This window comes from Parablautia sp. Marseille-Q6255 (assembly GCF_951230155.1).
In the GTDB taxonomy this organism is placed as follows: Bacteria; Bacillota; Clostridia; order Lachnospirales; family Lachnospiraceae; genus Choladousia.
The window spans coordinates 44,942-66,776 of sequence record NZ_CATNVD010000010.1; the positions used below are offsets into that span (position 1 = coordinate 44,942).

The 21,835-nt window shown below is 42.9% G+C and carries 29 protein-coding genes and 1 pseudogene; 6 read left to right on the forward strand and 24 right to left on the reverse strand.

Translation table 11 applies throughout. The annotated features are described in order from the left end of the window. Nucleotides 1–5: 5 nt before the first annotated feature. The 7 genes from QOX44_RS08905 to QOX44_RS08935 form a co-directional block, all read right to left on the reverse strand. On the reverse strand, nucleotides 6–419 hold the full coding sequence (locus tag QOX44_RS08905; protein WP_283682737.1) for a DUF3846 domain-containing protein: 414 nt from the start codon (nucleotides 417–419) through the stop codon (nucleotides 6–8). A gap of 150 nt (nucleotides 420–569) precedes the next feature. Beyond that, the gene (locus tag QOX44_RS08910) at nucleotides 570–890 is read right to left on the reverse strand and encodes a hypothetical protein (protein ID WP_283682738.1); all 321 of its coding nucleotides are present in this window, start codon (nucleotides 888–890) and stop codon (nucleotides 570–572) included. Beyond that, nucleotides 880–1,053 (reverse strand): hypothetical protein, encoded by a 174-nt coding sequence (locus QOX44_RS08915; protein WP_283682739.1) that lies wholly within the window; start codon nucleotides 1,051–1,053, stop codon nucleotides 880–882. Before QOX44_RS08915 ends, QOX44_RS08910 begins: the two co-directional genes overlap by 11 nt. A 9-nt stretch (nucleotides 1,054–1,062) precedes the next feature. Continuing rightward, complete coding sequence (locus QOX44_RS08920) at nucleotides 1,063–1,233, reverse strand: hypothetical protein (RefSeq protein ID WP_283682741.1); 171 nt, start codon at nucleotides 1,231–1,233, stop codon at nucleotides 1,063–1,065. 16 nt (nucleotides 1,234–1,249) lie between these two features. Continuing rightward, entirely contained in the window at nucleotides 1,250–1,465 is a 216-nt protein-coding gene (locus tag QOX44_RS08925) for an ICEBs1 excisionase (protein WP_283682742.1), read from the reverse strand. A gap of 10 nt (nucleotides 1,466–1,475) precedes the next feature. Further along, nucleotides 1,476–1,952 (reverse strand): XRE family transcriptional regulator, encoded by a 477-nt coding sequence (locus QOX44_RS08930; RefSeq protein ID WP_283682743.1) that lies wholly within the window; start codon nucleotides 1,950–1,952, stop codon nucleotides 1,476–1,478. A 32-nt stretch (nucleotides 1,953–1,984) separates the two neighbouring features. Continuing rightward, nucleotides 1,985–2,188 (reverse strand): helix-turn-helix domain-containing protein, encoded by a 204-nt coding sequence (locus QOX44_RS08935; protein WP_283682744.1) that lies wholly within the window; start codon nucleotides 2,186–2,188, stop codon nucleotides 1,985–1,987. A 303-nt stretch (nucleotides 2,189–2,491) separates the two neighbouring features. Here QOX44_RS08935 and QOX44_RS08940 point away from each other — a divergent pair, with 303 nt between their 5' ends. From QOX44_RS08940 to QOX44_RS08955, 4 genes are all read left to right on the forward strand, one after another. Further along, a complete protein-coding gene (locus QOX44_RS08940) occupies nucleotides 2,492–3,199 on the forward strand; it encodes a helix-turn-helix domain-containing protein (RefSeq protein ID WP_283682745.1) in 708 nt (235 codons plus the stop codon). Nucleotides 3,200–3,240: 41 nt separating this feature from the next. Continuing rightward, on the forward strand, nucleotides 3,241–4,371 hold the full coding sequence (locus QOX44_RS08945; RefSeq protein ID WP_283682746.1) for an MORN repeat-containing protein: 1,131 nt from the start codon (nucleotides 3,241–3,243) through the stop codon (nucleotides 4,369–4,371). 70 nt (nucleotides 4,372–4,441) lie between these two features. Continuing rightward, complete coding sequence (locus tag QOX44_RS08950; RefSeq protein WP_283682747.1) at nucleotides 4,442–4,993, forward strand: helix-turn-helix transcriptional regulator; 552 nt, start codon at nucleotides 4,442–4,444, stop codon at nucleotides 4,991–4,993. A gap of 308 nt (nucleotides 4,994–5,301) precedes the next feature. Next, nucleotides 5,302–6,399, forward strand: coding sequence for a site-specific integrase (locus QOX44_RS08955; RefSeq protein WP_283682748.1), 1,098 nt, complete (start codon nucleotides 5,302–5,304; stop codon nucleotides 6,397–6,399). A 142-nt stretch (nucleotides 6,400–6,541) separates the two neighbouring features. Here QOX44_RS08955 and guaA read toward each other — a convergent pair whose 3' ends face one another. Beyond that, nucleotides 6,542–8,086 carry a glutamine-hydrolyzing GMP synthase gene (gene guaA / locus QOX44_RS08960; RefSeq protein WP_283682749.1) on the reverse strand — a complete coding sequence of 515 codons (1,545 nt, stop codon included), beginning with the start codon at nucleotides 8,084–8,086 and terminating at the stop codon, nucleotides 6,542–6,544. A 435-nt stretch (nucleotides 8,087–8,521) separates the two neighbouring features. On the opposite strand from guaA, the gene larC reads away from it, so the two are divergent. Together larC and larE are read left to right on the forward strand one after the other, a co-directional pair. Next, a complete protein-coding gene (gene larC / locus QOX44_RS08965) occupies nucleotides 8,522–9,919 on the forward strand; it encodes a nickel pincer cofactor biosynthesis protein LarC (RefSeq protein ID WP_283682750.1) in 1,398 nt (465 codons plus the stop codon). Nucleotides 9,920–9,994: 75 nt separating this feature from the next. Continuing rightward, on the forward strand, nucleotides 9,995–10,888 hold the full coding sequence (larE, locus tag QOX44_RS08970) for an ATP-dependent sacrificial sulfur transferase LarE (RefSeq protein WP_283682751.1): 894 nt from the start codon (nucleotides 9,995–9,997) through the stop codon (nucleotides 10,886–10,888). A 103-nt stretch (nucleotides 10,889–10,991) separates the two neighbouring features. Here larE and QOX44_RS08975 read toward each other — a convergent pair whose 3' ends face one another. From QOX44_RS08975 to spoIVB, 16 genes and pseudogenes are all read right to left on the reverse strand, one after another. Continuing rightward, nucleotides 10,992–11,480, reverse strand: a complete 489-nt coding sequence (locus QOX44_RS08975; RefSeq protein WP_283682752.1) for a DNA-deoxyinosine glycosylase — start codon at nucleotides 11,478–11,480, stop codon at nucleotides 10,992–10,994. Nucleotides 11,481–11,506: 26 nt separating this feature from the next. Further along, nucleotides 11,507–11,986 carry an acyl-CoA thioesterase gene (locus tag QOX44_RS08980; protein WP_283682753.1) on the reverse strand — a complete coding sequence of 160 codons (480 nt, stop codon included), beginning with the start codon at nucleotides 11,984–11,986 and terminating at the stop codon, nucleotides 11,507–11,509. Between the two features lie 46 nt (nucleotides 11,987–12,032). Further along, nucleotides 12,033–13,040 (reverse strand): ATPase P, encoded by a 1,008-nt coding sequence (locus tag QOX44_RS08985; protein WP_283682754.1) that lies wholly within the window; start codon nucleotides 13,038–13,040, stop codon nucleotides 12,033–12,035. 207 nt (nucleotides 13,041–13,247) lie between these two features. Beyond that, nucleotides 13,248–14,688: pseudogene (locus QOX44_RS08990) on the reverse strand (carbon starvation CstA family protein). A gap of 173 nt (nucleotides 14,689–14,861) precedes the next feature. Further along, on the reverse strand, nucleotides 14,862–15,125 hold the full coding sequence (spoIIID, locus tag QOX44_RS08995; RefSeq protein WP_283682755.1) for a sporulation transcriptional regulator SpoIIID: 264 nt from the start codon (nucleotides 15,123–15,125) through the stop codon (nucleotides 14,862–14,864). 359 nt (nucleotides 15,126–15,484) lie between these two features. Continuing rightward, nucleotides 15,485–15,715 (reverse strand): hypothetical protein, encoded by a 231-nt coding sequence (locus QOX44_RS09000; RefSeq protein WP_283682756.1) that lies wholly within the window; start codon nucleotides 15,713–15,715, stop codon nucleotides 15,485–15,487. A 1-nt stretch (nucleotide 15,716) separates the two neighbouring features. Beyond that, nucleotides 15,717–16,220, reverse strand: a complete 504-nt coding sequence (locus QOX44_RS09005; protein WP_283682757.1) for a DUF3990 domain-containing protein — start codon at nucleotides 16,218–16,220, stop codon at nucleotides 15,717–15,719. Next, complete coding sequence (locus QOX44_RS09010) at nucleotides 16,217–16,435, reverse strand: DUF3791 domain-containing protein (RefSeq protein WP_283682758.1); 219 nt, start codon at nucleotides 16,433–16,435, stop codon at nucleotides 16,217–16,219. Before QOX44_RS09010 ends, QOX44_RS09005 begins: the two co-directional genes overlap by 4 nt. Further along, nucleotides 16,432–16,596, reverse strand: coding sequence for a hypothetical protein (locus QOX44_RS09015; RefSeq protein WP_283682759.1), 165 nt, complete (start codon nucleotides 16,594–16,596; stop codon nucleotides 16,432–16,434). The genes QOX44_RS09010 and QOX44_RS09015 overlap by 4 nt, the downstream gene beginning before the upstream one ends. Before the next feature lie 356 nt (nucleotides 16,597–16,952). Beyond that, nucleotides 16,953–17,918 (reverse strand): acyltransferase family protein, encoded by a 966-nt coding sequence (locus tag QOX44_RS09020; protein ID WP_283682760.1) that lies wholly within the window; start codon nucleotides 17,916–17,918, stop codon nucleotides 16,953–16,955. A 239-nt stretch (nucleotides 17,919–18,157) separates the two neighbouring features. Next, entirely contained in the window at nucleotides 18,158–18,436 is a 279-nt protein-coding gene (locus tag QOX44_RS09025; RefSeq protein ID WP_283682761.1) for a DUF4160 domain-containing protein, read from the reverse strand. Nucleotides 18,437–18,439: 3 nt separating this feature from the next. Beyond that, the gene (locus QOX44_RS09030) at nucleotides 18,440–18,661 is read right to left on the reverse strand and encodes a DUF7723 family protein (RefSeq protein WP_283682763.1); all 222 of its coding nucleotides are present in this window, start codon (nucleotides 18,659–18,661) and stop codon (nucleotides 18,440–18,442) included. After that, a complete protein-coding gene (locus tag QOX44_RS09035; protein ID WP_283682764.1) occupies nucleotides 18,654–18,923 on the reverse strand; it encodes a DUF7724 family protein in 270 nt (89 codons plus the stop codon). Before QOX44_RS09035 ends, QOX44_RS09030 begins: the two co-directional genes overlap by 8 nt. Nucleotides 18,924–19,060: 137 nt before the next feature. Further along, nucleotides 19,061–19,477 carry a pyridoxamine 5'-phosphate oxidase family protein gene (locus QOX44_RS09040; RefSeq protein ID WP_283682766.1) on the reverse strand — a complete coding sequence of 139 codons (417 nt, stop codon included), beginning with the start codon at nucleotides 19,475–19,477 and terminating at the stop codon, nucleotides 19,061–19,063. 237 nt (nucleotides 19,478–19,714) lie between these two features. Then, on the reverse strand, nucleotides 19,715–20,191 hold the full coding sequence (locus tag QOX44_RS09045; RefSeq protein WP_283682767.1) for a hypothetical protein: 477 nt from the start codon (nucleotides 20,189–20,191) through the stop codon (nucleotides 19,715–19,717). Between the two features lie 163 nt (nucleotides 20,192–20,354). Beyond that, a complete protein-coding gene (gene spoIVB, locus QOX44_RS09050; protein ID WP_283682768.1) occupies nucleotides 20,355–21,734 on the reverse strand; it encodes a SpoIVB peptidase in 1,380 nt (459 codons plus the stop codon). Nucleotides 21,735–21,835 lie beyond the last annotated feature (101 nt).

The window sequence follows — 21,835 nt, forward strand, 5'->3', positions numbered from 1 at the left end:
TTCTATCATCCTTCCAAAATTTTTTTCAGTTTCGGATACAGCCGATTGAACTGGTCATCTGACATACCGCAAAAATCTATTCCGTCTCCAGTATAAACTTCACCGATAATCAAAATATTTCCGACAATCGGGCATCCATGAATATCTGTCATATATAAGTAGGATCCCGTAGGATTTACCGGCAACTTATGAAGCAATCCTTCTTCATCGATCAGCATACTGACACACTCTCCCGGAGCAGATGTTACCCGATTTGAAGCACCTAGAACCCCATACAGCCGTCTCGCCATCACGTGCTCAAGATATTCGCATTCCGGTCCGATATGATTGCGCAAAATCTTGTTCTGCTCGCTTCGGTTACCCTCTGGAAAATCCAGAACAAAAATTTCATTCTGAGTTGTAATTTTTATCATTTTCATATTTGCATTCCTCGCTTTCTTGTGTTAGAATGACGGTGACTTTAAAAAACCAAGGGCTTCAAACCTGTTTTTTTAAGTTCTGACATTGGTCTTGGACAGGAATGCAAGTGCCGTCTACACTCTGCTTTCCATTTGATATCCAAGACCTTTTTAATTTTCATCACCTCCTATAAGCCAATCCAGAAATAAATAAGTTCCAATTCCGACGATTCCTGTAAATAGGAACTCTGATCCGATAGCATAGCTTCCTCTTTTCAGATACAGTCTCTGCGAGATCGTAAGATAGAGAATAATTGTTACAAGAACTGGAAGAGTGTACTTCGCAATTCTTGCAATCATAAGAATCCTTTTTCTCATCTTTTCTCTTTTTTTACGGAGATAGTATTTCTCATACTCCGCTTCATTGAATTCACGCACGAGAGACAGATACACCTTTGTCTTTGAGTCCTCTGCAATAAACTTATAGTCCATGTTTCTCCTCTCTTTCCATCAGAATCAGCTCTTTTGCGATTACACTCTGCAATGCCATTCTGTCCATCTCATGCCAGCTTATTGGAAGTGGACTGTTATCCAAAGCATTAAGAATCCGTTCACCGGCTCGGTGATATTTTTCTAAATCTTTTGCCGTAAGCATTTTTACCTCCTACACCGCCAACCGAAGCTGACCGTTCCTTTCTTCTTTTATCATTTTCATGATGCGCTGCTCCGCTTTCTCTTTTTCCTGCCGCCGGATCACATCTTCATCATGGCAGGTACACTGTTCTCCCGGATCAAGATGTGCGCCGCAGTCCGGACAGGTTCTGTAAAAAGCCAAATCACTTCATCTCCTTTCAGTCAATCATGTACATCTGGTTAAATACTTTCTTTGGGATTTTCCCAGTTGGATACCCTTTTGCAAGCTTTCCATCTGCTATCAGATCTGATCTCAGAGAACGGATCATTCGATATGCCGTATCTCTTGATACACCCATGAGTACCCTTACCTCTGCTGCGGTATAATAAGAACGTTCCGCCGCTGTAAGCTTTTTAATAATTCCTTCTGCCATAACCAGCACCTCATTCCAAATTTCTTGCAATCCAGTTTTTCAGGTTCTGAGTGAGTTCGTTCACCTCATCTAAAGTCTTGATTATCTTTTCAAGATCGGGCTTTTCCTCGTCACTGATGATGCCGTCAGTCGTAATATCCAAAAGTGTCTCTTTCGCTTCATTGATTTTTCTGAGTGACGATACCATTCTCAAACTGATGCGATCCAGCCCCTCGTTCTCAATCTTCGGCATATTCTTTCCAAGCGGACACATCTCCCGGCAATAGTTGCCTTTTAGCTCCGGAGCCTTGTAACAATCTGCCATCAGAAGCACCTCTTCCTGATATGGTATTGTGCTTCCCAACTCAATTCTCGCGAGCCTTGTACGGTCTACTCCGAGCTCCTCTGCGGCGCCTTCTCTACTGCTGAGCCGTTCGTTGAACTTTGCAGCAGCATAGCGTGCCTGACAGAACATATTGTCAGCTGCTTTCGTAGCAATTTTCGACATTTTTCTCTCCTTCTATTAACGGTATAATTGATTCATGCACAAGTATATGGAACTGTAATGTGCAAGTATTTGCTGATGGCTTCGGCGACATCCGGATGGTTTATTCTTCCGTTAACTACACCGGATACATAGGCCCGACTGTAACCGACCTCAGATACAAGATCGTTCATCGTCATATCCTGATCGATCATTGCTTTTTTGGTTTCTCTGCACCATTCGCTGAGTAAGCGTTTCACAAGACCACTCCTCTCTATAATTTGTGTTTACATTTGTTGAAAAATCTTTTAAAATATAGATACCGCTCCACTTTTAGGAGCCTATATGATGAGCGATACAAAATTTGACGAAATTCTGTCAATCAGTAGCTTCCGCCTTTTATAGATTGACTCATTTTCGTTTTTCATGTGCTCTCCTTTCTGTGGCGTAATCAGCGGTTGCCGCCGCTGTATAACTTGTTGTATCTACACTTGTATAATAATACCGCAAACGCTGAATGTCAATATATTTTTTCAGCATTTGCATGATTTTTGGTGGACGTTATGAATGAATTCGTTAATAATGTAACAGATTTATTAAAATCAAAAAAAATAAGTAAAAATAAGCTTTTAACAGATTTACATTTAAGTAAGAACTCTTTTGTTGACTGGAATAAGAGAGGTACTATTCCTAGCGCTTCTGTCGTTTCAGCAATCGCTGAATATCTAGGAACTACAGTTTCTACACTACTTGGAACTCCTGAAGACGAAGATGTGCTGACAACATTTTCGGAAAAATTTGCGTATCAGCTGACTGTCAACAATACTTCTATCTCTGATCTTGCACAATTTCTTGGGGTAGAAGACAATACTATAGCTGGTTGGATGTCCGGTTTGGATTCCACTTATGTAAACTACTACGAGCAGTTATCAGATTATTTTAATATTCTTCCTGAATATTGGGTTATACCAGGTGCCATTTCTCCAGGTCTTAGATTGAATATTGAAGAATACCTACTAGTATTACTGTATCGCGACTATAGAGATCAAAATGTATTGCAGGAGGATTTATATGGATCTTTATCACATTTTTTTCCCGGTATCGTATGTGGTTTTGAAACAATAGATAGGAAAGCAGACTCTGAATGGTTATCATTGATCCACAAACTTCCGCGAGATGCACAGATAGAGTTTCGCGGTGAAATAAAAGGATACTTAAAACGCTATGAGCAGGAATCCGTTGCAGCAGAACGGCTCAAGCAGGCAAAATAATAGGCTTCGAGTGGTACCGAAGCCGGAAAGGGAAATGAGTTATGAAAAAGAATTTTGCACTTTTACCTCTATGTTTTGCTTTTTCACTTCCTTTCAATGTACTGGCAAGCAATGCGAATAGTGAACTTTCTTATGTTGACGAGCAATCATTAACTATTTCTTTTGATTATGGGAATCGTACAGGCGTTTATTCAGGCGGATTAAAAAACGGTGTCCCAGATGGCATCGGTATGTTCACAACTTCTAATGATGATGGACAAAACTGGAAATATATCGGTGAATGGGAAGATGGACACTTTAATGGTATCGGAACTACTATATTCGATATAGGACAAGTATCTGTAGCTACATATGTGAATGACTATATGAATGGAAAAGGTTTAATGGTGCAATCAGATTCAACCACATATACTGGAGAGTTTAAGAATGGACTACGAGACGGCATCGGAACTCTATACTGGGCAAATGGAATAAAATATGAAGGAACATTTGCTGATAATTATATCAATGGAACCGGAACGATATACTATCTGGCATCCGGAGCATATATCGAAGGAACATTTACTGAAAATATAGAAACTGGATTTGTTGACGGAAGTGGTACATATTTTTTCGGTAATGAATCTTCCCCATGCACGATTACAAATGGCGAATTACAGGTAGACGATTTTGCACAAGACGGTAGTGCTATTACTTCGAATAATACTCTTGATAAAACAGAAATTTCTGCATCTGAAAATTTATCTATCGAAGCTTATGATGTGAATCAATTTCCACCAAACACTCACATAAAAGAAATCTTTGATATATTCGGAGAGCCAACATATACTCAAGAATCATCACTCTTTAATACTTATGAATTTGAACCTGAAGAAAATATGATTCCTTGTTATGGACTAAATAATTTATTATTTACTTTCTATACTAATACAGACGGATATATTGAAAGTTATTCACTATGCGGAAGGTGTGAATTAGATTTAAGCACTGGAATATACAACAATATTATAGAAGACTTATCTTCAAAATACGGTGATGGACATCCGATAAAAACAACTTTTGGAATGCCTAAAACAGAATGGGATACTCCTACTGCTGCTTATGAAAAAATATCTCTAATGAAAGATTCTTATAAATATACTAGTATCTCTATTTCTTTTTACAACGAGTAATAACAGAGTAGATAGGAAATTATAAAAATACAGATTAGAATTTCCTGATTTTGTAGAAAGAGGCTTGATTATGACTGTGGGGAAACGCATTAAACTTCTCAGAAATGAGGCAGGTATGCTTCAGTCCGAACTTGGAAAAGCAACTGGGTTTTCTGCCCAGATAATATCGAATATCGAAAGAGGATATACGCAGCCATCAACTGCACTGGTGAACCGCTGTGCTGCATTCTTTGGGGTTCCGGCGGATTACATTCTTGGCAGGACCGCTTCCAGATACTCTGCTACCGATCCGGCTGAGACTTCCGAAGTTCCCACGAAAATCAAATCCCGCATGGCTCAGTTGCAGATGAGCCTTCCTGATCTGATTGGGCGCTCAAACCTTACAGATGAAACTTGCTGTGAAATACTTGCCGGAAAGATCATGCCAGGTATTGATACCGCTGCAAGCCTCTCTAAAGCCCTTGACACCTCTATTGATTACCTTACAGGTAATTCCGAATATAGCTGTGCTATTGCCTCAGAAGACGAGCAGGACATCATCCTGCGCTATCGCCAGCTCTCAAAGAAGGGGAAACGTATCTTCTTGGGAATGATGGAGGAAATGGAAGAAAAAACAGAATAGTATATTTAATCGGGGAACCGTTGGGGTGTTATGTCAGCCGCCGGACGCTATTGCGAAAGGAGGCTGGTGCTGATGGTTACATATAGCGATCTGTTTGCTTTTGTAATTATGCTTTGTGCGGTCATAACTCTTGTTGTTAATATCATGCATAAAAAATAGCGCCCCTGCTCTGCAAAAGTAAGGCGCTATTTTTTGCTTTAACTGATGCCGGCGGTCAGGTGTACGCTGACCAACGGTTCTCTTGTTAAGTATATTATACGAAGGTTTGAAATATTTGTCAAACACAATCTTGAATCATGGAGGTTATGATGCCGGCGTACAAGTATTTTACGAAAGATGGAAAGACAAAGTGGTATGCGAACTTCTATTACGAGGACTGGCTTGGAAATAAGAAACACAAGTGCAAACGCGGATTTTCTACAAAAAAGGATGCGGTAGAGTGGGAACGAGATTTTCTTGCCCAAGGAGCAAAGGATCCTGATATCCTTTTTTCTGCACTGGTAAAAAACTACATGTCAGACTGCAGTTCCCGTCTGAAACTTACTACTCTGGAGAACAAGCAATATCTGATCGATCTGAAATTGATGCCATTTTTTAAGGACATGAAAATCGGAGACATAACGCCGATCGTGATCCACAGATGGCAGGATGCTATGTTAAACTATCGGGATGAAAACGGTAAGCCCTATGCGCAGACTTATCTGAAGACCATAAACAATCAGATGTCTGCTATAATGAATTACGCAGTAAAATACTATAAGCTCCGAAGTAATCCCTGTCATGCGGCCGGCAGCATCGGGAAAAGCAATGCGGATGAAATGAAGATCTGGACAAGAGAGCAATTTGATTATTTCTTGACTTTTGAGAAAAAGAGCGCATACAGAATGGCTTTCAGTCTTATGTTCTATGGCGGTCTTCGATCCGCAGAGGTCCTTGCGTTAACTCCGGAAGATATTTTGCCAGACAGATCTATCTCAATTACTAAAAACTTTGTAGTTGTGAAGCGTGAACAATACTTCCTTACTCCGAAAACAGACAAGAGCAAGCGCATCGTAAACATTCCGCAGTCGCTGTACGATGAGCTGCAAGAATACGTGGCAAGCATGACAATAGCGCAAGATGAACGGATATTCTATTTTCAGAAGTCTGGAATGTGGGCAGAGTTTAAAAGGATAACTGCGAGATCAGGACTGCCGGCAATCAGAGTTCATGATCTGCGCCACTCCCACGCGAGTATGCTCATTGATATGAAATTCTCGATAAAAGAAATCGCAGACCGTCTCGGCCATGAATCTCCAGAAACAACATGGAGGACGTATGCTCACTTATATCCAGATAGAGACCGTAAACTTGCTGACGCTCTCAACGATGTAAGAGCAACAAACAATAATATAGAAGATATATAAATATGAAATGTAGAACAGCATACAGAAACAAAAAATGCAAAAAAATAAGACACTTTCATAACATTAACATCACCGTAGCATCACGGGGTGAAAATAAATCCCGGAAACCCTTATAAATAAAGGGCTTCTGGGATTTTGCATATTATTCGAATTCCACCGTTGCAGGCGGCTTTCCGGTACAGTCATACAGTACCCGATTGACGTTTTTCACCTCATTTACGATCCTGCTCGTGGTCCTTCCAATGATCTCCCACGGAATGTCTGCACTTTCTGCAGTCATGAAGTCTGTCGTTGTCACAGCACGCAGAGCAATTGCATAATCATACGTCCGCTCATCGCCCATAACGCCTACAGAACGCATATTGGTGAGCGCTGCGAAATACTGGTTCACTTTCTGATCCCAGCCGGCTTTTGCGATTTCCTCACGCCAGATGGCGTCTGCATCCTGTACCATTGCCACCTTTTCTGCTGTTACCTCTCCGATAATACGGATTCCCAGTCCTGGTCCCGGGAATGGCTGACGAAATACAAGGTATTCCGGAATGCCCAGCTCCAGACCGGCTTTTCGCACCTCATCTTTAAACAAGTCGCGCAGCGGTTCAATGATCTCTTTAAAATCAACGTACTCCGGCAGACCGCCGACATTGTGATGTGATTTGATCACGGTAGATTCCCCGCCGAGACCACTTTCTACGACATCCGGATATATGGTCCCCTGTACGAGGTAATCCACTGCACCGATCTTCTTTGCTTCTTCTTCAAATACACGGATAAACTCTTCTCCGATGATCTTACGCTTCTGCTCCGGCTCTTCTACTCCTTTTAGTTTCTCATAAAAACGCTCCTGTGCATTGACCCGGATGAAATTCAGATCATATTCACCTTCTGGACCAAATACTGCTTCTACCTCATCGCCTTCATTTTTTCGCAGCAGACCATGATCCACAAATACACAGGTAAGCTGGCTGCCAACTGCCTTTGAGAGCATAACTGCCGCCACCGAAGAGTCCACGCCGCCGGAAAGCGCGCACAACACCTTGCCCTTCCCTACTTTCTCGCGGATCGCCTGAATGGACTGCTCTACAAAGGAATCCATTTTCCAGTCGCCCTTGCATCCACAAATGCCATATACAAAATTAGAGAGCATCTTCTGTCCTTCTTTTGTATGAAGCACTTCCGGATGAAACTGTGTCGCATAAAGCCGCTTTTCTTCACACTCCATAGCCGCGTATGGGCAGTCTGCCGTATGCGCACTGGCCATAAATCCAGGAGCCAGCTGTGAGATATAATCGTTGTGGCTCATCCAGCAGATTGTTTTCTCTGATACACCACCAAAAAGCTTTGATTTCTGATCTACTGTCACCTCTATTTTTCCATACTCACGTACCGGGGCCTTTTCTACCCTGCCGCCGAGAAGATGCATCATCAACTGTGAACCATAGCAGATACCCAGTACCGGAACACCCAGCTCAAAAATTTCTTTTGTATAAGAAGGTGCGCCCGCCTCATAACAGCTGTTGGGACCGCCTGTAAAAATGATTCCCTTAGGCTGCAATGCTTTAATTTTCTCAAATTCTGTTTTATACGAATAGATTTCACAGTACACGTTGCACTCTCTTACCCTGCGTGCGATCAGCTGGTTGTACTGACCTCCGAAGTCCAGTACGATAACTGTTTCTCTTTTCATTTCTCTCCATTCCTTTCGCTGCGCTCAGGTACAGGAATGTAGCGTATCGCTCTGTGATGCTATCTCCCTGTGATTATTTTCCTGAGCTTATTTTTTAGTCCATTTTAGAGCTATATTATAAAATAGCTCGTTTTAATTGGCAATATAAAATTTAACCCTCTTCCAGATCTCCGGCGAATGTTTGTTCATCTCACATGTATTTCTCCAAAACCTTGCATACCACAGTGCTTATATGGTAGAATAAATTTCATAATCATATAGTCTATGCCTGTCAGATTGCCAAGCAAAAATCTCAAAATATCTATCCTTATCCGGAAATAATTGTGCATTTTTATCAGCCTGTTTGCGGCCGTTTTCTGCCCCTGGCTTTTGTCATTTTAGCTTCTGACAGGTTTTGCATTTGCCGGCTTTATCGTCGGCTGACAGGAGTATACCATGAAAAATAAGATATTATATCTGGAATGTCATTCCGGCATCAGTGGAGACATGACCGTAGGCGCCCTGTTGGATCTTGGCGCAGATCGTAAGGTACTGGAACAGGCCTTAAAAAGTCTGCCGCTTGACGGCTATTCGATTGAAATAAAGGATGTTTTCAAATCCGGGATCCGTGCCTGCGATTTCCATGTGAAGCTGGACGCCGCACACGAAAATCATGATCACGATATGGAATATCTGCACAATCACGCTCTGCATGATGCTCAGACACAAATACAGCACACACACGCTCATCAGCAGGAGGCATCTCATGACGCACACGCTCATCAGCATACTACTGCACACGCTCATGAGTATACTATTGCGCACCCACATCATCAGGAAGCATCGGTACATGATCACTGTACGCACGCACACGAGCATACGGCACGCAATCTCAATGACATTATTGCTGTGATCCGCGCCGGAGCCCTGACAGAAAACGCAAAGAAGCTTGCGATCCGCATTTTTAAGATTCTTGCTAAAGCAGAAGCCACTGTACACGGAAAACGTATAGACGAAGTCCATTTTCATGAGGTCGGAGCAGTAGATTCTATCGTAGATATTGTAGCAGCCGCTGTCTGTATCGACAATTTAAACGCCGATGCGATTATTGTCTCTCCGCTTACAGACGGACAGGGACAGATCCGCTGCCAGCATGGCCTGATCCCTGTTCCTGTACCTGCTGTTGCTGCTATTGCTGTGAATGAAGGGCTGACGCTTAAATCTTCTGCCACACGAGGAGAGCTCGTGACACCGACCGGCGCCGCGATCGCTGCTGCTGTTTCTACAGGAAAATCACTTCCGGAAGAATACAAAATCTGCAAAATGGGATTTGGAGCCGGAAAGCGTGATTATGAGACTGCCGGAATCCTTCGCGCCATGCTCATTGAGCCCGCCTTCTCTGATACATGGGACACCATTCTGACGCTGGAGACCAATATCGACGACTGTACCGGTGAGGCGCTGTCCTACACCATGCAGCTGCTGTTTGAAGCCGGAGCTCTCGATGTTTTTTATGTACCGATTTATATGAAAAAAAGCCGTCCTGCCTGTCTTTTAAAGGTCATCTGCCGGCCAGAGGATCGTACGATAATGGAAGCTATTATTTTCCAGAATACTACTACCATCGGCATCCGCGCTTCGCAATCTACGCGTACAAAGCTGGAGCGCCGGATCCTTGCGATCGAAACTCCATGGGGGATGGCCGATGTTAAATGCTGCACGCATGGGCAGGAAACTTATTATTATCCGGAAAATGACAGCATCTGCCGCCTTGCCGCCGCCAATAAAACAGGCTTTCCTGAAATGTATCACATGGTTCAGGCATACGCGCGCGATGCATGCCGTTCCAAATAACTGCAGACCGGGCAATTATGTATCTGCCTTTTTATTCGCAGATATATTTCTTTCTTCCACTATCAGGAGGCGATTATGAATACTTCCATAAAAATGGATCGGGAGCTTTCTCCCAAACTGCTTCAGACCTATGCAGGACTCACTGCATATTTTCAGTCAGAGCTGCACAGAGGGATCTGCATCGCCTATTCCGGCGGAGTCGACAGTACGCTTTTGCTAAAAGCTGCATCTGATGCTGCTTCTTCTGGAATTGCCCCCAAGCCTCGCCCTGTGCTTGCTGTTATCCTGGAGACACAGCTTCACCCGCACTCAGATACACAGCAGGCAGTGCAAAGAGCCAGACAGCTTCACGCCCTTCCGGAAGTTATCCGGGTCAATGAATTTCAAGATCCTCAGCTTCTGAATAACCCGGACAACCGCTGCTATCTGTGCAAGCATCTGTTATTCTCAGAGCTGAAAACACGGGCACTGGAACATGGGTACTGTATGATATGCGATGGTTCTAATAAGGATGATGAGGGCGAATACCGCCCCGGCATGAAGGTATTAAAGGAGCTTGGCATCCGCAGCCCTCTTCTGGAGCTTGGCATTACGAAATCAGAAGTCCGGGCTCTCTCAGGCGCACTTGGCCTGCCAACTGCCGCACTCCCGTCAACGCCCTGTCTGGCTACCAGACTTCCTTATGGCACATATCTGGACCGGGACCTGCTGCTGCGCATCCATACCGGAGAACAATGGCTGCGCGAGCAGGGCTTTTACAATGTACGCCTTCGTTTTCATGAGCCATTGCTGCGGATCGAGATTGACTGCTCCGATTTTTCAAAGCTTTTACGAATGCGCGAGCAGGTGATCCGGCAGATGAAATCTCTCGGTTTTCTCTATGTAACCCTTGATCTGGAGGGGTTTCGCAGCGGCAGCATGGATCTGCAGATAACCAACACGTCCTCTGCGCACTCCGCAATTTCGTAACTTCCCTATACCATAACAAGGCTCCTTTCCAGGCAGACGTATTTATCTGACTGCCCGAAAAGAAGCCTTGTTATATAATTCTAATATTCGCGAGCCGCTACTGTTAAAGAATACATTTCCATGCCTCGACCAAACGCTCCAGAGAGAAGGCTGCGTTTGCCGGACTCGTCGACGGAAGCCCTGTAATCTCCCGCCCACAGCTTTTTTTCTGAAACCGGTCAAACAGCTTCTTTGCTGTCCCTCCGTTCGCATAGATCCGTTCGATCTGAGCTGTGTGCAAAATACACTGCAAGTCTGTTGGAATTACATTTCGGATGCTACTGTCACTCGAACCGATAATATCGCACTGCGCGATCACATCCCACACTGCAATATGATGCGCAAGCAGCAGGTGCTTCTTTGTCTCGATATCTGTCGGAACTTCTTCGCCTGTGAGTGCGGCGATCACCTTCCAGAAACGATTCTGCGGATGCCCGTAAAAAAACTGCTGCTCTCTTGATTTGACCGAGGGGAAACTCCCCAGAATCAATATTCTGCTGTGTTCATCGTACACAGGTGGAAATTCATGTCTGACCTTCTGATATTCTGACATTGCCTGTCTCCTTAAAAAAATACAAATTAAAAGCCTTCCCGTCTTCTCATTTTTCTCAGTTCATTGCGTTTTTTACCAGCTTCCCACTCGATTTCCTGTGTCACACCTTCTACGATCAGTCCTGGCACCTCGACCGGTGTCTGATTTTCATCCGTACCTACCATAACAAAATATGCCCTGTTGATCATTGTGCGCATTCCGTTCAGATTCTCCGCGTATGTATCAATGCGCACCTCCATCGAAGAACGTCCCACATACGTCAGACGCCCGATCAGCACGATCGTATCATTGACCCGTGCGCCCGATTTAAAATACATATTGTCAACAGCTACTGTCACAACATTCATCTCGGCATGGCGCTTTGCCACGATCCCCGCAGTCTCATCGATCCACGCAAGGAGCTGTCCTCCAAACAGATAGCCCGCAGCATTCAGGCAGCGCGGCATCAGAAGGAATGACTGCTCCACCATCGAGTCCTCCACCCGCTTCATTTTCCTATCCGGCATACTGATCCTCCTTTAGCCAATGCCCTGCCAGAGCATTGCTGTCTCTTTACTCGTAATCATGTACCAAAAACATCGGTTTTACAGCCATGATCTCATCAAATTCTTCCTGCTCTACAGATACACTCGAGTTCAGCGCCTTCAGATCCTTTTTGACCGTCTCAAGCGCTTCCTCCGGTGTATGGGCTCGTTCTAAAGCCAATACCTCTGTCATTCTCATCAAAACACCAGGGTGTGCATATCTCGCCGGTACAGGAAATGTCCCATATAAAGCAAGATAATCCTCCATTGCCCTCTCTGCCTCATTGAGCTTCCTTTCGATAAAACGGCGGTTATTTTTTGCTGTCGGAAGTACATGCGCGCCTGAAAACAGGAAAATAGCTGCCAGGCCCAGCAATAAAAAGTACATGGCAAACCCGGCATGTGTAACAAGCGCATAAATACCGTACAAAAGAGCTGCCAGACCCATAAGCGTGATAAACAGCGCCGCCCACTTATACGCTGGATTGGATCGATCATACGTCCGCTTTTTCTTTGCCGCCGCGCTCAACTCCTGATAGAGCTGCGGCCTTTGCTCCAGATACTCCTGCGCTCTTTCCAGATCAGCAATTTGCGCCTGTGCTTCCGGAGAAACCACACGGTTCCTTCGCTCTTTTGCGATCCGTGCTTTCTCTGCCAGACGTTTCTCTGCTTCCGCGCTGTGAAGCTTCAGACCAGGCTTCTTTGTCTGCAGATACGAAAGAATCTGATCCACCTGTTCTTCTCTTTTAAAATTACACTGCTTCTGCATTCCATTGTCATACTCTACCACAAGATATGGAATCGCTGCAAAAATCCCCTTTCCCGTGTATCCGCCTTTGCTCATCGCGATTCTTTTAAACACGCGTGTAATAGAGGAAAACGGAACATAATACCTTCTGTCAATGTAAAAACTGTTCAGGTACATTGCTTTTTCCCCTACACCGCACGGGCCGATCTTCCTGCATTGCTTTTTATCTGCCACAAGCTGCTCTGCTTCCAGCCCCTGCCTGCCTAACTGTTTTGGTTTAAAAATCATATGCTTCCCACCCTTACCTGATCCTGTCCCCTGATATTATCCCTGTCGGCATCCCGGCTTCTCAGGTATCTGCCACCGGCTACAGCAATCTGTGCCACACATTGCTGCAGCCAGCAGTTACAGTATAGTAAAAGGAGGGAATTCAGTCAAGCAGATTCCCTCCCTCTAAAATCAAACGTTTATCCGTATCTGTCTATGCATTTTCCGCTACGCACGCTTTGGCTGCTTTTTCGTCGCATACATAAAGATTCCCAAAAATGCAACTGCCAGAACAATACCTGCCGGATAAGCAACTGCCGTGCCAAGATTCAGACATTCCGGAGCATAGAAGAAATACGTCATAGAAACTGCACTCATAAATGTCGCCGGAACTGCTGTCAGCCAGTAGTTCTTTTTCTCTTTAAACAGATACATGCTTGCCGTCCACAGAACGATCATAGCTAATGTCTGGTTCGTCCAGCTAAAGTATCTCCACACGATCGTATAATCCAAATGTCCGATGATCGCACCTGCACCCAAAAGCGGAATACAGAGCATCAGACGCTTGGAGTACGATTTCTGTTCAATGCCAAACCAGTCTGCCAGTGTCAGACGCGCGCTTCGAAAAGCAGTATCGCCTGAAGTGATCGGGCATACGATTACGCCAACCATGGCAAGCGCTACACCGATGCCGCCCATTGTCTTCGCACATACATCATAGATCGCTGCCGACTGTCCATTTGCAAGAATATCCTGAAGTCCTGTGCTCAGTCCGCCAGTCACCTTGTAAATTGAGCATCCTGCTGCTGCCCAGATAAGGGCGATCACACCTTCACATACCATCGCTCCATAAAATACAAAGCGTCCCTGTCTCTCAGACTTCATACAGCGTGCCATCAAAGGAGACTGTGTCGCATGGAAGCCCGAAATCGCACCACACGCAACGGTGATAAACATAACGCTCCAGATCGGTGTTCCCTTCGGATGCATATTCGTGAGATTTGTCCAGATCTCAGGAATCACAAACTCAGAATGTGTAAAGATACCGAAGCATACACCCACTGCCATAATGATCAGGCAGATGCCAAAAATCGGATAAATACGTCCGATGATCTGATCAATGGAAATAAAGGTTGCAATGAAGTAATACGCCAGGATCACCCACAGCCAGAACTCCGTGCTCGAAAGCACACCGCCTACTCCGCCATTTTTAAACAGCGTAACGATCAGTCCTGCCGGTCCTACAGCAAATACCGTACCTACCATAACAAGGAGGACAACACTGAAGATACGCATCACATTCTTCATTACTCCGCCAAGATAAATTCCACACACTTCTGAGATAGAAGCACCCTCATTTCGCTCGGACAGCATACCTGAAAAATAATCATGCACACCGCCGGCAAAAATCGTACCAAAGGTGATCCACAGAAATACGACCGGCCCCCACAAAGCTCCCTGCATCGCTCCAAAGATCGGACCAGTCACTGCGATATTCAGCAATTGAACAAGGAACAGCTTCCATTGGGGCATGACTACATAGTCTACGCCATCATTGATCCGCACTGCCGGTGTCTCTGTCATCCGGAGCAAAGGTATTCTCTACGACTTTACCGTAAACAAAATACCCGCCGACCAAAAGAAGCAGACAGATAAAAAAACTAATCATAACTCCAACTTCCTCCTTTATAAAAATTTTATAATTTTAGATTAATTTAATTATATTCTTTTTCTCATAAAAATCAATACATTTTAACCAAAAAAAATCTTTTTCTATTTATTTTTTGTACAAACAGGACAAAAAACAGAGGCTCCGCATATCTGCGCAAGCCTCCATTCTTCTCACTTTTCCTGTTCATGCATATTCAGATACTTTTTTCTCGTGGCCATTCCCCCACGTATATGTCTTTCCTGCTTGTTTACATCCAGAATACTGCGCACCTGCGCTGCCATATCCGGATTAAATTCCTCCAGGCGTTCTGTTGCGTCTTTATGTACCGTACTCTTACTTATCCCAAATCGTTTTGCCGCCTGTCTGACCGTTGCATTATTCTCTATAATAAATGCAGCGACCTCTACCGCTCTTTCTTCAATATACTCTTTCAAGGAAATCCCCTGCCAGCATCTTTTTACAATGTATGCCAGGGGATGGTGCGGTATGAACCAGAATCCTGTGTTCTTCCAGTTTTCACAAATATCCCGCACTGCTCCGTCCCTTTTCCTTATAGTTTATTTTTTCCATAGGTACTTATGTTTCCATAGTAGTACCAAACGCAATCTCCAACAGCTTCACGGCCACCTGATGATTTTTAATCCGCATCAGATTATCCCACGATAGCAGCCTGTTTTAACTGTAGCCGCATTTCAGTATTTTCCCTGCCTGAATTATCTCATATAAAAGAAATACATGATCTGCTTACGTATTCTTCACACTTACGATAGTACGCAGTTATATCCTATAAATCTTATATTTCTGCTTGAACAATACGCCCAAAATTCATCTCATCTTTAAAAAGATCATACACATATTCTGAACTTTCCATATATAAACCAGTTTCTTTATCCTGAAGCTTTTCAAAAACTTCTGAATTATAAAACTTATTCATAGCCTCATCATATTCTATGTCCTGGTCTGAAGAAAACATATCAACAATATCTTGAACGATATATTCTATTAACTGTTCCTGCTTACCCATATTATTTTCCTACCTTTCGCAAAAGTTTTATACTTTTTTCTGTATGAAAAGAATACTGCGATGATGTCTTCTTATATATCATACCTCTCAATAAAGTTTCAAAATCAATAACTTCATTTTCATACTGACGAAATAATAATGCTATATTATCATCCGCAACAGGTCCTATAACAATGTCATATTTGTTATCCTTATTACATAAAGTATCTTTCACATTTGTAAAAGATCTATTTCTATTATTCATGACAAATTTTGCCCATTCTTCCGTTGTTTCTAAGCCAAAATCTTTCGCCTTAATATCATCTATTTTTCTGAAATCTTCTTGTATTTCAAAGGTATTTACAACAGGAGAACCTCCATAGATCTTTGACACCCTTACAGCCATTTTTTCTGCCTGCTCTTTTATGTCTGTCAAATAAAACCCTTTTCCAAAATCTTTATATGGTCTGCACATCGCCAGATTTATACTATCAATTACAATATTGCTTCCATGATATAATCTCATAAGACGCCTCCATTTTTTCGGCACAACATCCCCAAATCTTCTATTATTGTTCCAAAATCTAAAGTATGCTCAGCTTCATAGTTTTCTTTTATAAACGCAATACCTTTAAATTGAAAAAGGTAGCGGAACGCTTCTTGTGTGCTGAGATTATGATATTGCGCAAATTCGTTTATACATGCAACAGTAAAACCTATTTTCTTTTTCTTTTCGCTCATACAAACCTCCTACTATTCAATGCCTCTGTATAATCTGTTCCTTCTACTACTGCCATATACCCTGTCGAAGTCTGTTCCAGCGAAGTAACACAACCTTCTTCATAACAATTCAGTCCACGTTCTAATATATGTGTACGAAACAAATCCTTCCATGGTTTCATTTCCTTTATCCCCCAGTCATTTCTAACACATAATTGTCAAACTATCTCAATATGTCCATCTGCTTTCTACACTTTATTTTAACTGATTTTTATCTGCAACTCAAGAAAATGAGCAAAAGAAAAAGACCGCATTTCTGCGACCTTCTCTCCTCTTTACCTGACCTCATAAACAACCTTCACATAACTATCTGTTTTGTTATATCTATATATACCATACTCTTACTTATCCCAAATCGTTTTGCCGCCTGTCTGACTATGCCAGGGGATGGTGCGGTATGAACCAGAATCCTGTGTTCTTTCCAGTTTCCAAAAATATCCCGCACTGCTCCTCTTTCTTCGTTTGTATCCTTCTGGTTTCAGAGCAGATTGGCTACTTTATTCGTCACTGCCACAAACGGCTTTCTGGACAGAAGCCATACAAGTGCGACACAAAACAGGAGCAGCGCCACACTTTCACTGTTGCTCTCCACGGAATACAAAATGTTGGAGCCATATTTCAGGCAGCTGTACACCAGCCCATGGAAAATATAAATCGCCATTGTCCGCTGTCCCAGATAAGAATACGAGCGCTTTTTGTCCGGAAGGACGAGCATGAACACGTAGACCAGGAGGAAGGATATTCCATAACACACAAGACGGACCAGTGCGCCCTCCAGGTTTCCCTGTTCCATATCTGCATAGGAGTAACGTCCATAAAAAATGTACCAGGTCATTGTGCGGTGCAGCTTATCTGTAAAAAGAAAAATCGTAAATCCGCCAAGCAGCGCCAGTGCGCCCGCGTATCCGGCCCGTGTCCTGTATTTTTCCAGCTTGCTGCTGTCAAAACTCAGGCCTGCCAGAAAGAAGGGGAAGAAAAATACAATACGCGGTATGGAAAGAAAATTTCCCAGCTGAGTATATCCGATCAGCAGACCTCCCGCTATAGACAATGCCAGATGATGCGGGATCCTCTGGACAAACGGCGCCGCAATGCGCCATACAAAAAGCGCCATCAAATACCACAGGGTAAATTTCGGTCTGGCAAAATAAAAGCCTGTACTTTTATCAAGAACAAATGTATACAAAAGATAGTATACGATCTCATACGTAAAATATGGAATGACCAGACTCTTAACAAGCTTTTTTATGGACGGGATCTGCTTTGAAAAGTACCCGGAAATAAAAATAAAAGCAGGCATATGAAATGCTACGATCGCCCATTTCAGCTCATATAAATACGGGTTCTGTTCGCAGCAGGGATCGATAAAGTGTCCGATCACTACCAGAAGTATCAATAATACTTTATAATTGTCAAAAAGATATTCTCTGCTGTCCTTCTTCAATTTCTGTCCTCATCTTTCTGTCGGTCAAATTCTAACTGCTTTGGCGTCCTTACGGATCGCCCGATCCAAACAGAGCTATTTTACTTGCCGGATCTAAATTTTTCAAGAAAGAGATTGAAAGAAATCTTTCTGCCATATCGTATTTCTTTTGTACAATTTTAACAATCTGTGTCATGCTCCAGCATATCTTCTATAAAAATCCCATATCCTTTTGTCGGATCATTCACAAAAATGATATTTTATTCTCCATAAAATCCGTTATCACTTTTCTGTGCCCATTTCATATACATTTCCTTGTAGTTATCTTTTATAAATTCACGAATCATTCTGATTTCTCTATCAGTCAGTTGACCTTCATCCTCTATTGTTGTTTCACCATCTTTTTTCACAAAAAACTTTGCAGATCCTGCTTCTGTAAACTTTCTATCACTTGCATGTACATGCATAGCTTCAATTACACAATGCGAGGTATAATACAAATAATACCCACATACTTTATAGTCATAATATTTAGGCATATATTATTCCTCCATATATTTATGATTTTTCTGATAATATTCCAATACGATTTCCAATTCTATATCATCCATACTTGTTTCCAGTACTTCTCCCATTTTGCTTAAATACGCTGCTTTATATGGATTATTCAAATTAAGGACCCTTACATTTTCACTGTCTTTTGTAAATGCATATCCATTTATAATCATTTCCGCTGCATCTGCCACTTCTTTAATATTACACATGTTCAATCCTCACTTTCTCAATCGGCTTCAAAAATTCTTCCACATCAATATACAAATTATCGAGAATTGGAATTAAATCAATGTATTCTTCTTCCTCATCGCATCCCTCATATTTCGCCATAACAACGATATACCCATGATCCCATTCGACTACTTTTGTATATCGTTCCAATCTTGGAGATGTTTTAAAACGTATATTATGTCCATTAAACATAAAAGATGTAAATTCTTTGTTATTGCTTAATACTGCTTCGTTTATCACATTCTCTACCACCTTTCCAATAAATCTTATACCCATATCCTTTGAAATACAAATTTTATAACCTTATTGTAACACATTCCCATTCAAAACAAATAACAGAAAAGTTAAAATAACAAAATAGCCATATGCATTGAAGACTAAAACTCATACCTTGTTCCATGTGAAAGTAACAACCCATCGGTTAATTCTACGCATAAAATTATAGTATTCTCATCATCAAAATCATTATGTCCATTGTCGATCCACTCACAAAATACATTTTTCAGTTTCTCGGCAATCCAATAATTTTCCTCTTTCCCAAAATATCCCAAATTGATCCCCTTTCCATGTGCCGTGAACCATTCACCAGCTATTGCAACAGCAGAGTTGCTTTCCATCTGCCTCATTTTATCTGAAAGTGCATATGTAATAATATAAAATGCACTATTCTCATAATAGGCGTTTACATAGCGTACAAAAGGCATCTCATTTTCTACTGTTGCTAACGCAATAATAGTATCTTTTCCAAATCGTTCTGTCATTATTTTCTCAACTTCTTCACTTAATTTTCTCACAAAATCATCTGCCTTCCCAATTTCAATTTTATTATTCTCTTCCTGTTCTAAAGTCTAAAAAGTTAGCAACACAATAAAAAGGCACTTACAAGCAAGCTTTCATCGTCTACGCAATGCAGCATTCGCAATCCGCTCCAACAAGTCTTCCATCCTGTATGATCGGACTGCCGTTCACGCGTGATTGGCATTAGGGATAACATTTTTAAGCAGTTTACGAAAATGCAGTCTCCCTACACATTATGAAATAGATTTGCAGCCAAACGGAATAAACAACAACGGAGCAAATGAAGAAAGAACAACGGATACCGTAAAATTGCTCGTCAAGTTCATAAATAACGAGGATAATACCCCAGTCCAGTTTTGAATATAGGCTAGAATAACGCACAAAGAATTTGGAAAATTAGGGACATAGAGTTGTGCTAGAACAATCAGCAGGTAAATGCCTGATGTGATACCGGAAGATATCATAATTTCCTTTTTCGACATAGAGCGGAACGCCCATAAACCGCCAGCAAGCAATACAAGCAAAAAAAGTGCAACCTTAAAGATTATGGACCTGATTGAATCCGTAGAAATCTGTGTTACTCCGTCAGCACCAATAGTTTTTGATGTGAAGAAGAATCTGCCAATGTATACAGTTATGTAAAAGCTAATCCAACTGGCAACAGCACAATACACCGGTACTTTGCATAATGTCTGCATACGTATCTTCATGAACATCACTCCTTTTTTCCTTTTCCTACATTTCTTTTAATAATAATTGCTCGCTCTTAAATTTAATTTTTTCTATTACCATTATATCACAAGCACTTTTACTTTCATAGATAACAAAAATTACAAAAACAGGCAACGCATTTTGTTACGCTGCCTGTCTCTGTTATTCTGCTGCTTCCAACATATTCTCTATAAATATCCCATACCCTCTCGCGGGATCATTGACAAACACATGCGTTACCGCTCCCACAATTTTCCCATTTTGAATAATCGGACTGCCGCTCATCCCCTGCACGATCCCGCCAGTCTGATCAAGCAGCGCTTCATCTGTGACCTCAAGGATCATCCCTTTGTTCTCATCGCTTCCATTTAACCGAATCTCCCTGATCTCTATCTCATACGATTCACGTTCGCCTCCGACACAGCACAAAATAGTCGCTTTTCCGGTCTGCACCTCCTGCTTATGTGCTGTCAGATAGGACTCTTTGTCCTGTATAAGTGCCGGAAGATTGGATACCTTTCCAAAAATCCCGTTGCTGCTGTTTTTTTCGATATTGCCGATCTTGTAGCCTTCATTGTAATGGATCACACCGGACAGCTCGCCCGGCACTCCCTGCTGTCCGCGTATTACAGAGATCACGTCAGCATCGTACAGGGTACCGCCGCATACATCCAGCAGCTCGCCTGTATCTATGTCGCTGATCCCATGTCCTAAAGCGCCAAAACTTCCGTCTTCTTCCATATAAGTAAGTGTGCCGATTCCCTGCGTATCGTTGCGCACCCAGATCCCCGCGCGATACGTCCCTTTTTCATCCAGAACCGGCTGCAGTCTCAGACTGATCTGCTCTCCGGCACGTTCTACGTCAAGGACCACGTCCAGTCCTTTGCTCTTCGCAATGCAGGAGATAAGTTCTTCCTTTGTCGTCACTGTCTCCCCGTTTACAGACTGGATATAATCTCCCGACCGTACAATATCCTCCGCCGGACAGCAGCTCCTCCCGTCTGCCGATACAATATTTCCTGTATCCACAACAAGTACTCCGTCTGTCTCCAGATATATTCCGATCGGGCTGCCGCCCGCATAAAGTCTGCTGCGCGGCACGACCGATACGCTCACCATTTTGAGCGGGATCGCACCGAACAGGCGATAGGAAAGTGTGTAGCCCTGCGCACGTTCTGCTGATACCGCCCGCGCTTCTTCGGAAAACCCTGTACCTGACGCCTGTGCCGCACCGTCCTGCGGCAGCTGCGCCGCGTGCTGCCCTCTTTCCTCCTGCATATGAGCCGTCCCGTCTGGCTGTCCGGATATGGTCCGGTCAGACCTTACGCCGCTTGTGGACTGCTCCTGTGGTTCAACATACTCTGCCGTGACGATCCGGTCCAGACCATTTGAAAAAATCTGCGGGACCTCATAAGCCCCGGACACCTGTATCGAATCGGGTATTTCATTGCGGATCGCTTCTACTGTACACCACCCAAGCGCGATCATGCTCAAAAGCAATAACACGCATATGATTCTTCTGTAGCTTTTTCTGACATTCATCTTCTGCACCCCATTTCATCAAAAATTGGAACTGCTCTGCTTTTTTGTGCAAAAAGAAAGCAGAACACTGATCTCTCAGCCTCTGCTTTCAGTATGTGGAA

Bases quoted from the DNA above. Each gene is read 5' to 3' on its own strand.
- QOX44_RS09005 (WP_283682757.1), bottom strand. From the start codon at position 16,220: ATGAGATTATATCATGGAAGCAATATTGTAATTGATAGTATAAATCTG.
- QOX44_RS08905 (WP_283682737.1), bottom strand. From the start codon at position 419: ATGAAAATGATAAAAATTACAACTCAGAATGAAATTTTTGTTCTGGAT.
- QOX44_RS08985 (WP_283682754.1), bottom strand. From the start codon at position 13,040: ATGATTTTTAAACCAAAACAGTTAGGCAGGCAGGGGCTGGAAGCAGAG.
- QOX44_RS09000 (WP_283682756.1), bottom strand. From the start codon at position 15,715: ATGGGTAAGCAGGAACAGTTAATAGAATATATCGTTCAAGATATTGTT.
- QOX44_RS08950 (WP_283682747.1), top strand. From the start codon at position 4,442: ATGACTGTGGGGAAACGCATTAAACTTCTCAGAAATGAGGCAGGTATG.
- QOX44_RS09015 (WP_283682759.1), bottom strand. From the start codon at position 16,596: ATGAAACCATGGAAGGATTTGTTTCGTACACATATATTAGAACGTGGA.
- guaA (WP_283682749.1), bottom strand. From the start codon at position 8,086: ATGAAAAGAGAAACAGTTATCGTACTGGACTTCGGAGGTCAGTACAAC.
- QOX44_RS08980 (WP_283682753.1), bottom strand. From the start codon at position 11,986: ATGCCGGATAGGAAAATGAAGCGGGTGGAGGACTCGATGGTGGAGCAG.
- QOX44_RS08925 (WP_283682742.1), bottom strand. From the start codon at position 1,465: ATGGCAGAAGGAATTATTAAAAAGCTTACAGCGGCGGAACGTTCTTAT.
- QOX44_RS08930 (WP_283682743.1), bottom strand. From the start codon at position 1,952: ATGTCGAAAATTGCTACGAAAGCAGCTGACAATATGTTCTGTCAGGCA.
- QOX44_RS09030 (WP_283682763.1), bottom strand. From the start codon at position 18,661: ATGTGTAATATTAAAGAAGTGGCAGATGCAGCGGAAATGATTATAAAT.
- QOX44_RS09010 (WP_283682758.1), bottom strand. From the start codon at position 16,435: ATGAGCGAAAAGAAAAAGAAAATAGGTTTTACTGTTGCATGTATAAAC.
- QOX44_RS08915 (WP_283682739.1), bottom strand. From the start codon at position 1,053: ATGCTTACGGCAAAAGATTTAGAAAAATATCACCGAGCCGGTGAACGG.
- QOX44_RS08945 (WP_283682746.1), top strand. From the start codon at position 3,241: ATGAAAAAGAATTTTGCACTTTTACCTCTATGTTTTGCTTTTTCACTT.
- QOX44_RS09045 (WP_283682767.1), bottom strand. From the start codon at position 20,191: ATGAAGATACGTATGCAGACATTATGCAAAGTACCGGTGTATTGTGCT.
- larE (WP_283682751.1), top strand. From the start codon at position 9,995: ATGAATACTTCCATAAAAATGGATCGGGAGCTTTCTCCCAAACTGCTT.
- QOX44_RS08955 (WP_283682748.1), top strand. From the start codon at position 5,302: ATGCCGGCGTACAAGTATTTTACGAAAGATGGAAAGACAAAGTGGTAT.
- QOX44_RS08975 (WP_283682752.1), bottom strand. From the start codon at position 11,480: ATGTCAGAATATCAGAAGGTCAGACATGAATTTCCACCTGTGTACGAT.
- spoIVB (WP_283682768.1), bottom strand. From the start codon at position 21,734: ATGAATGTCAGAAAAAGCTACAGAAGAATCATATGCGTGTTATTGCTT.
- QOX44_RS09025 (WP_283682761.1), bottom strand. From the start codon at position 18,436: ATGCCTAAATATTATGACTATAAAGTATGTGGGTATTATTTGTATTAT.
- QOX44_RS08910 (WP_283682738.1), bottom strand. From the start codon at position 890: ATGGACTATAAGTTTATTGCAGAGGACTCAAAGACAAAGGTGTATCTG.
- larC (WP_283682750.1), top strand. From the start codon at position 8,522: ATGAAAAATAAGATATTATATCTGGAATGTCATTCCGGCATCAGTGGA.
- QOX44_RS08940 (WP_283682745.1), top strand. From the start codon at position 2,492: ATGAATGAATTCGTTAATAATGTAACAGATTTATTAAAATCAAAAAAA.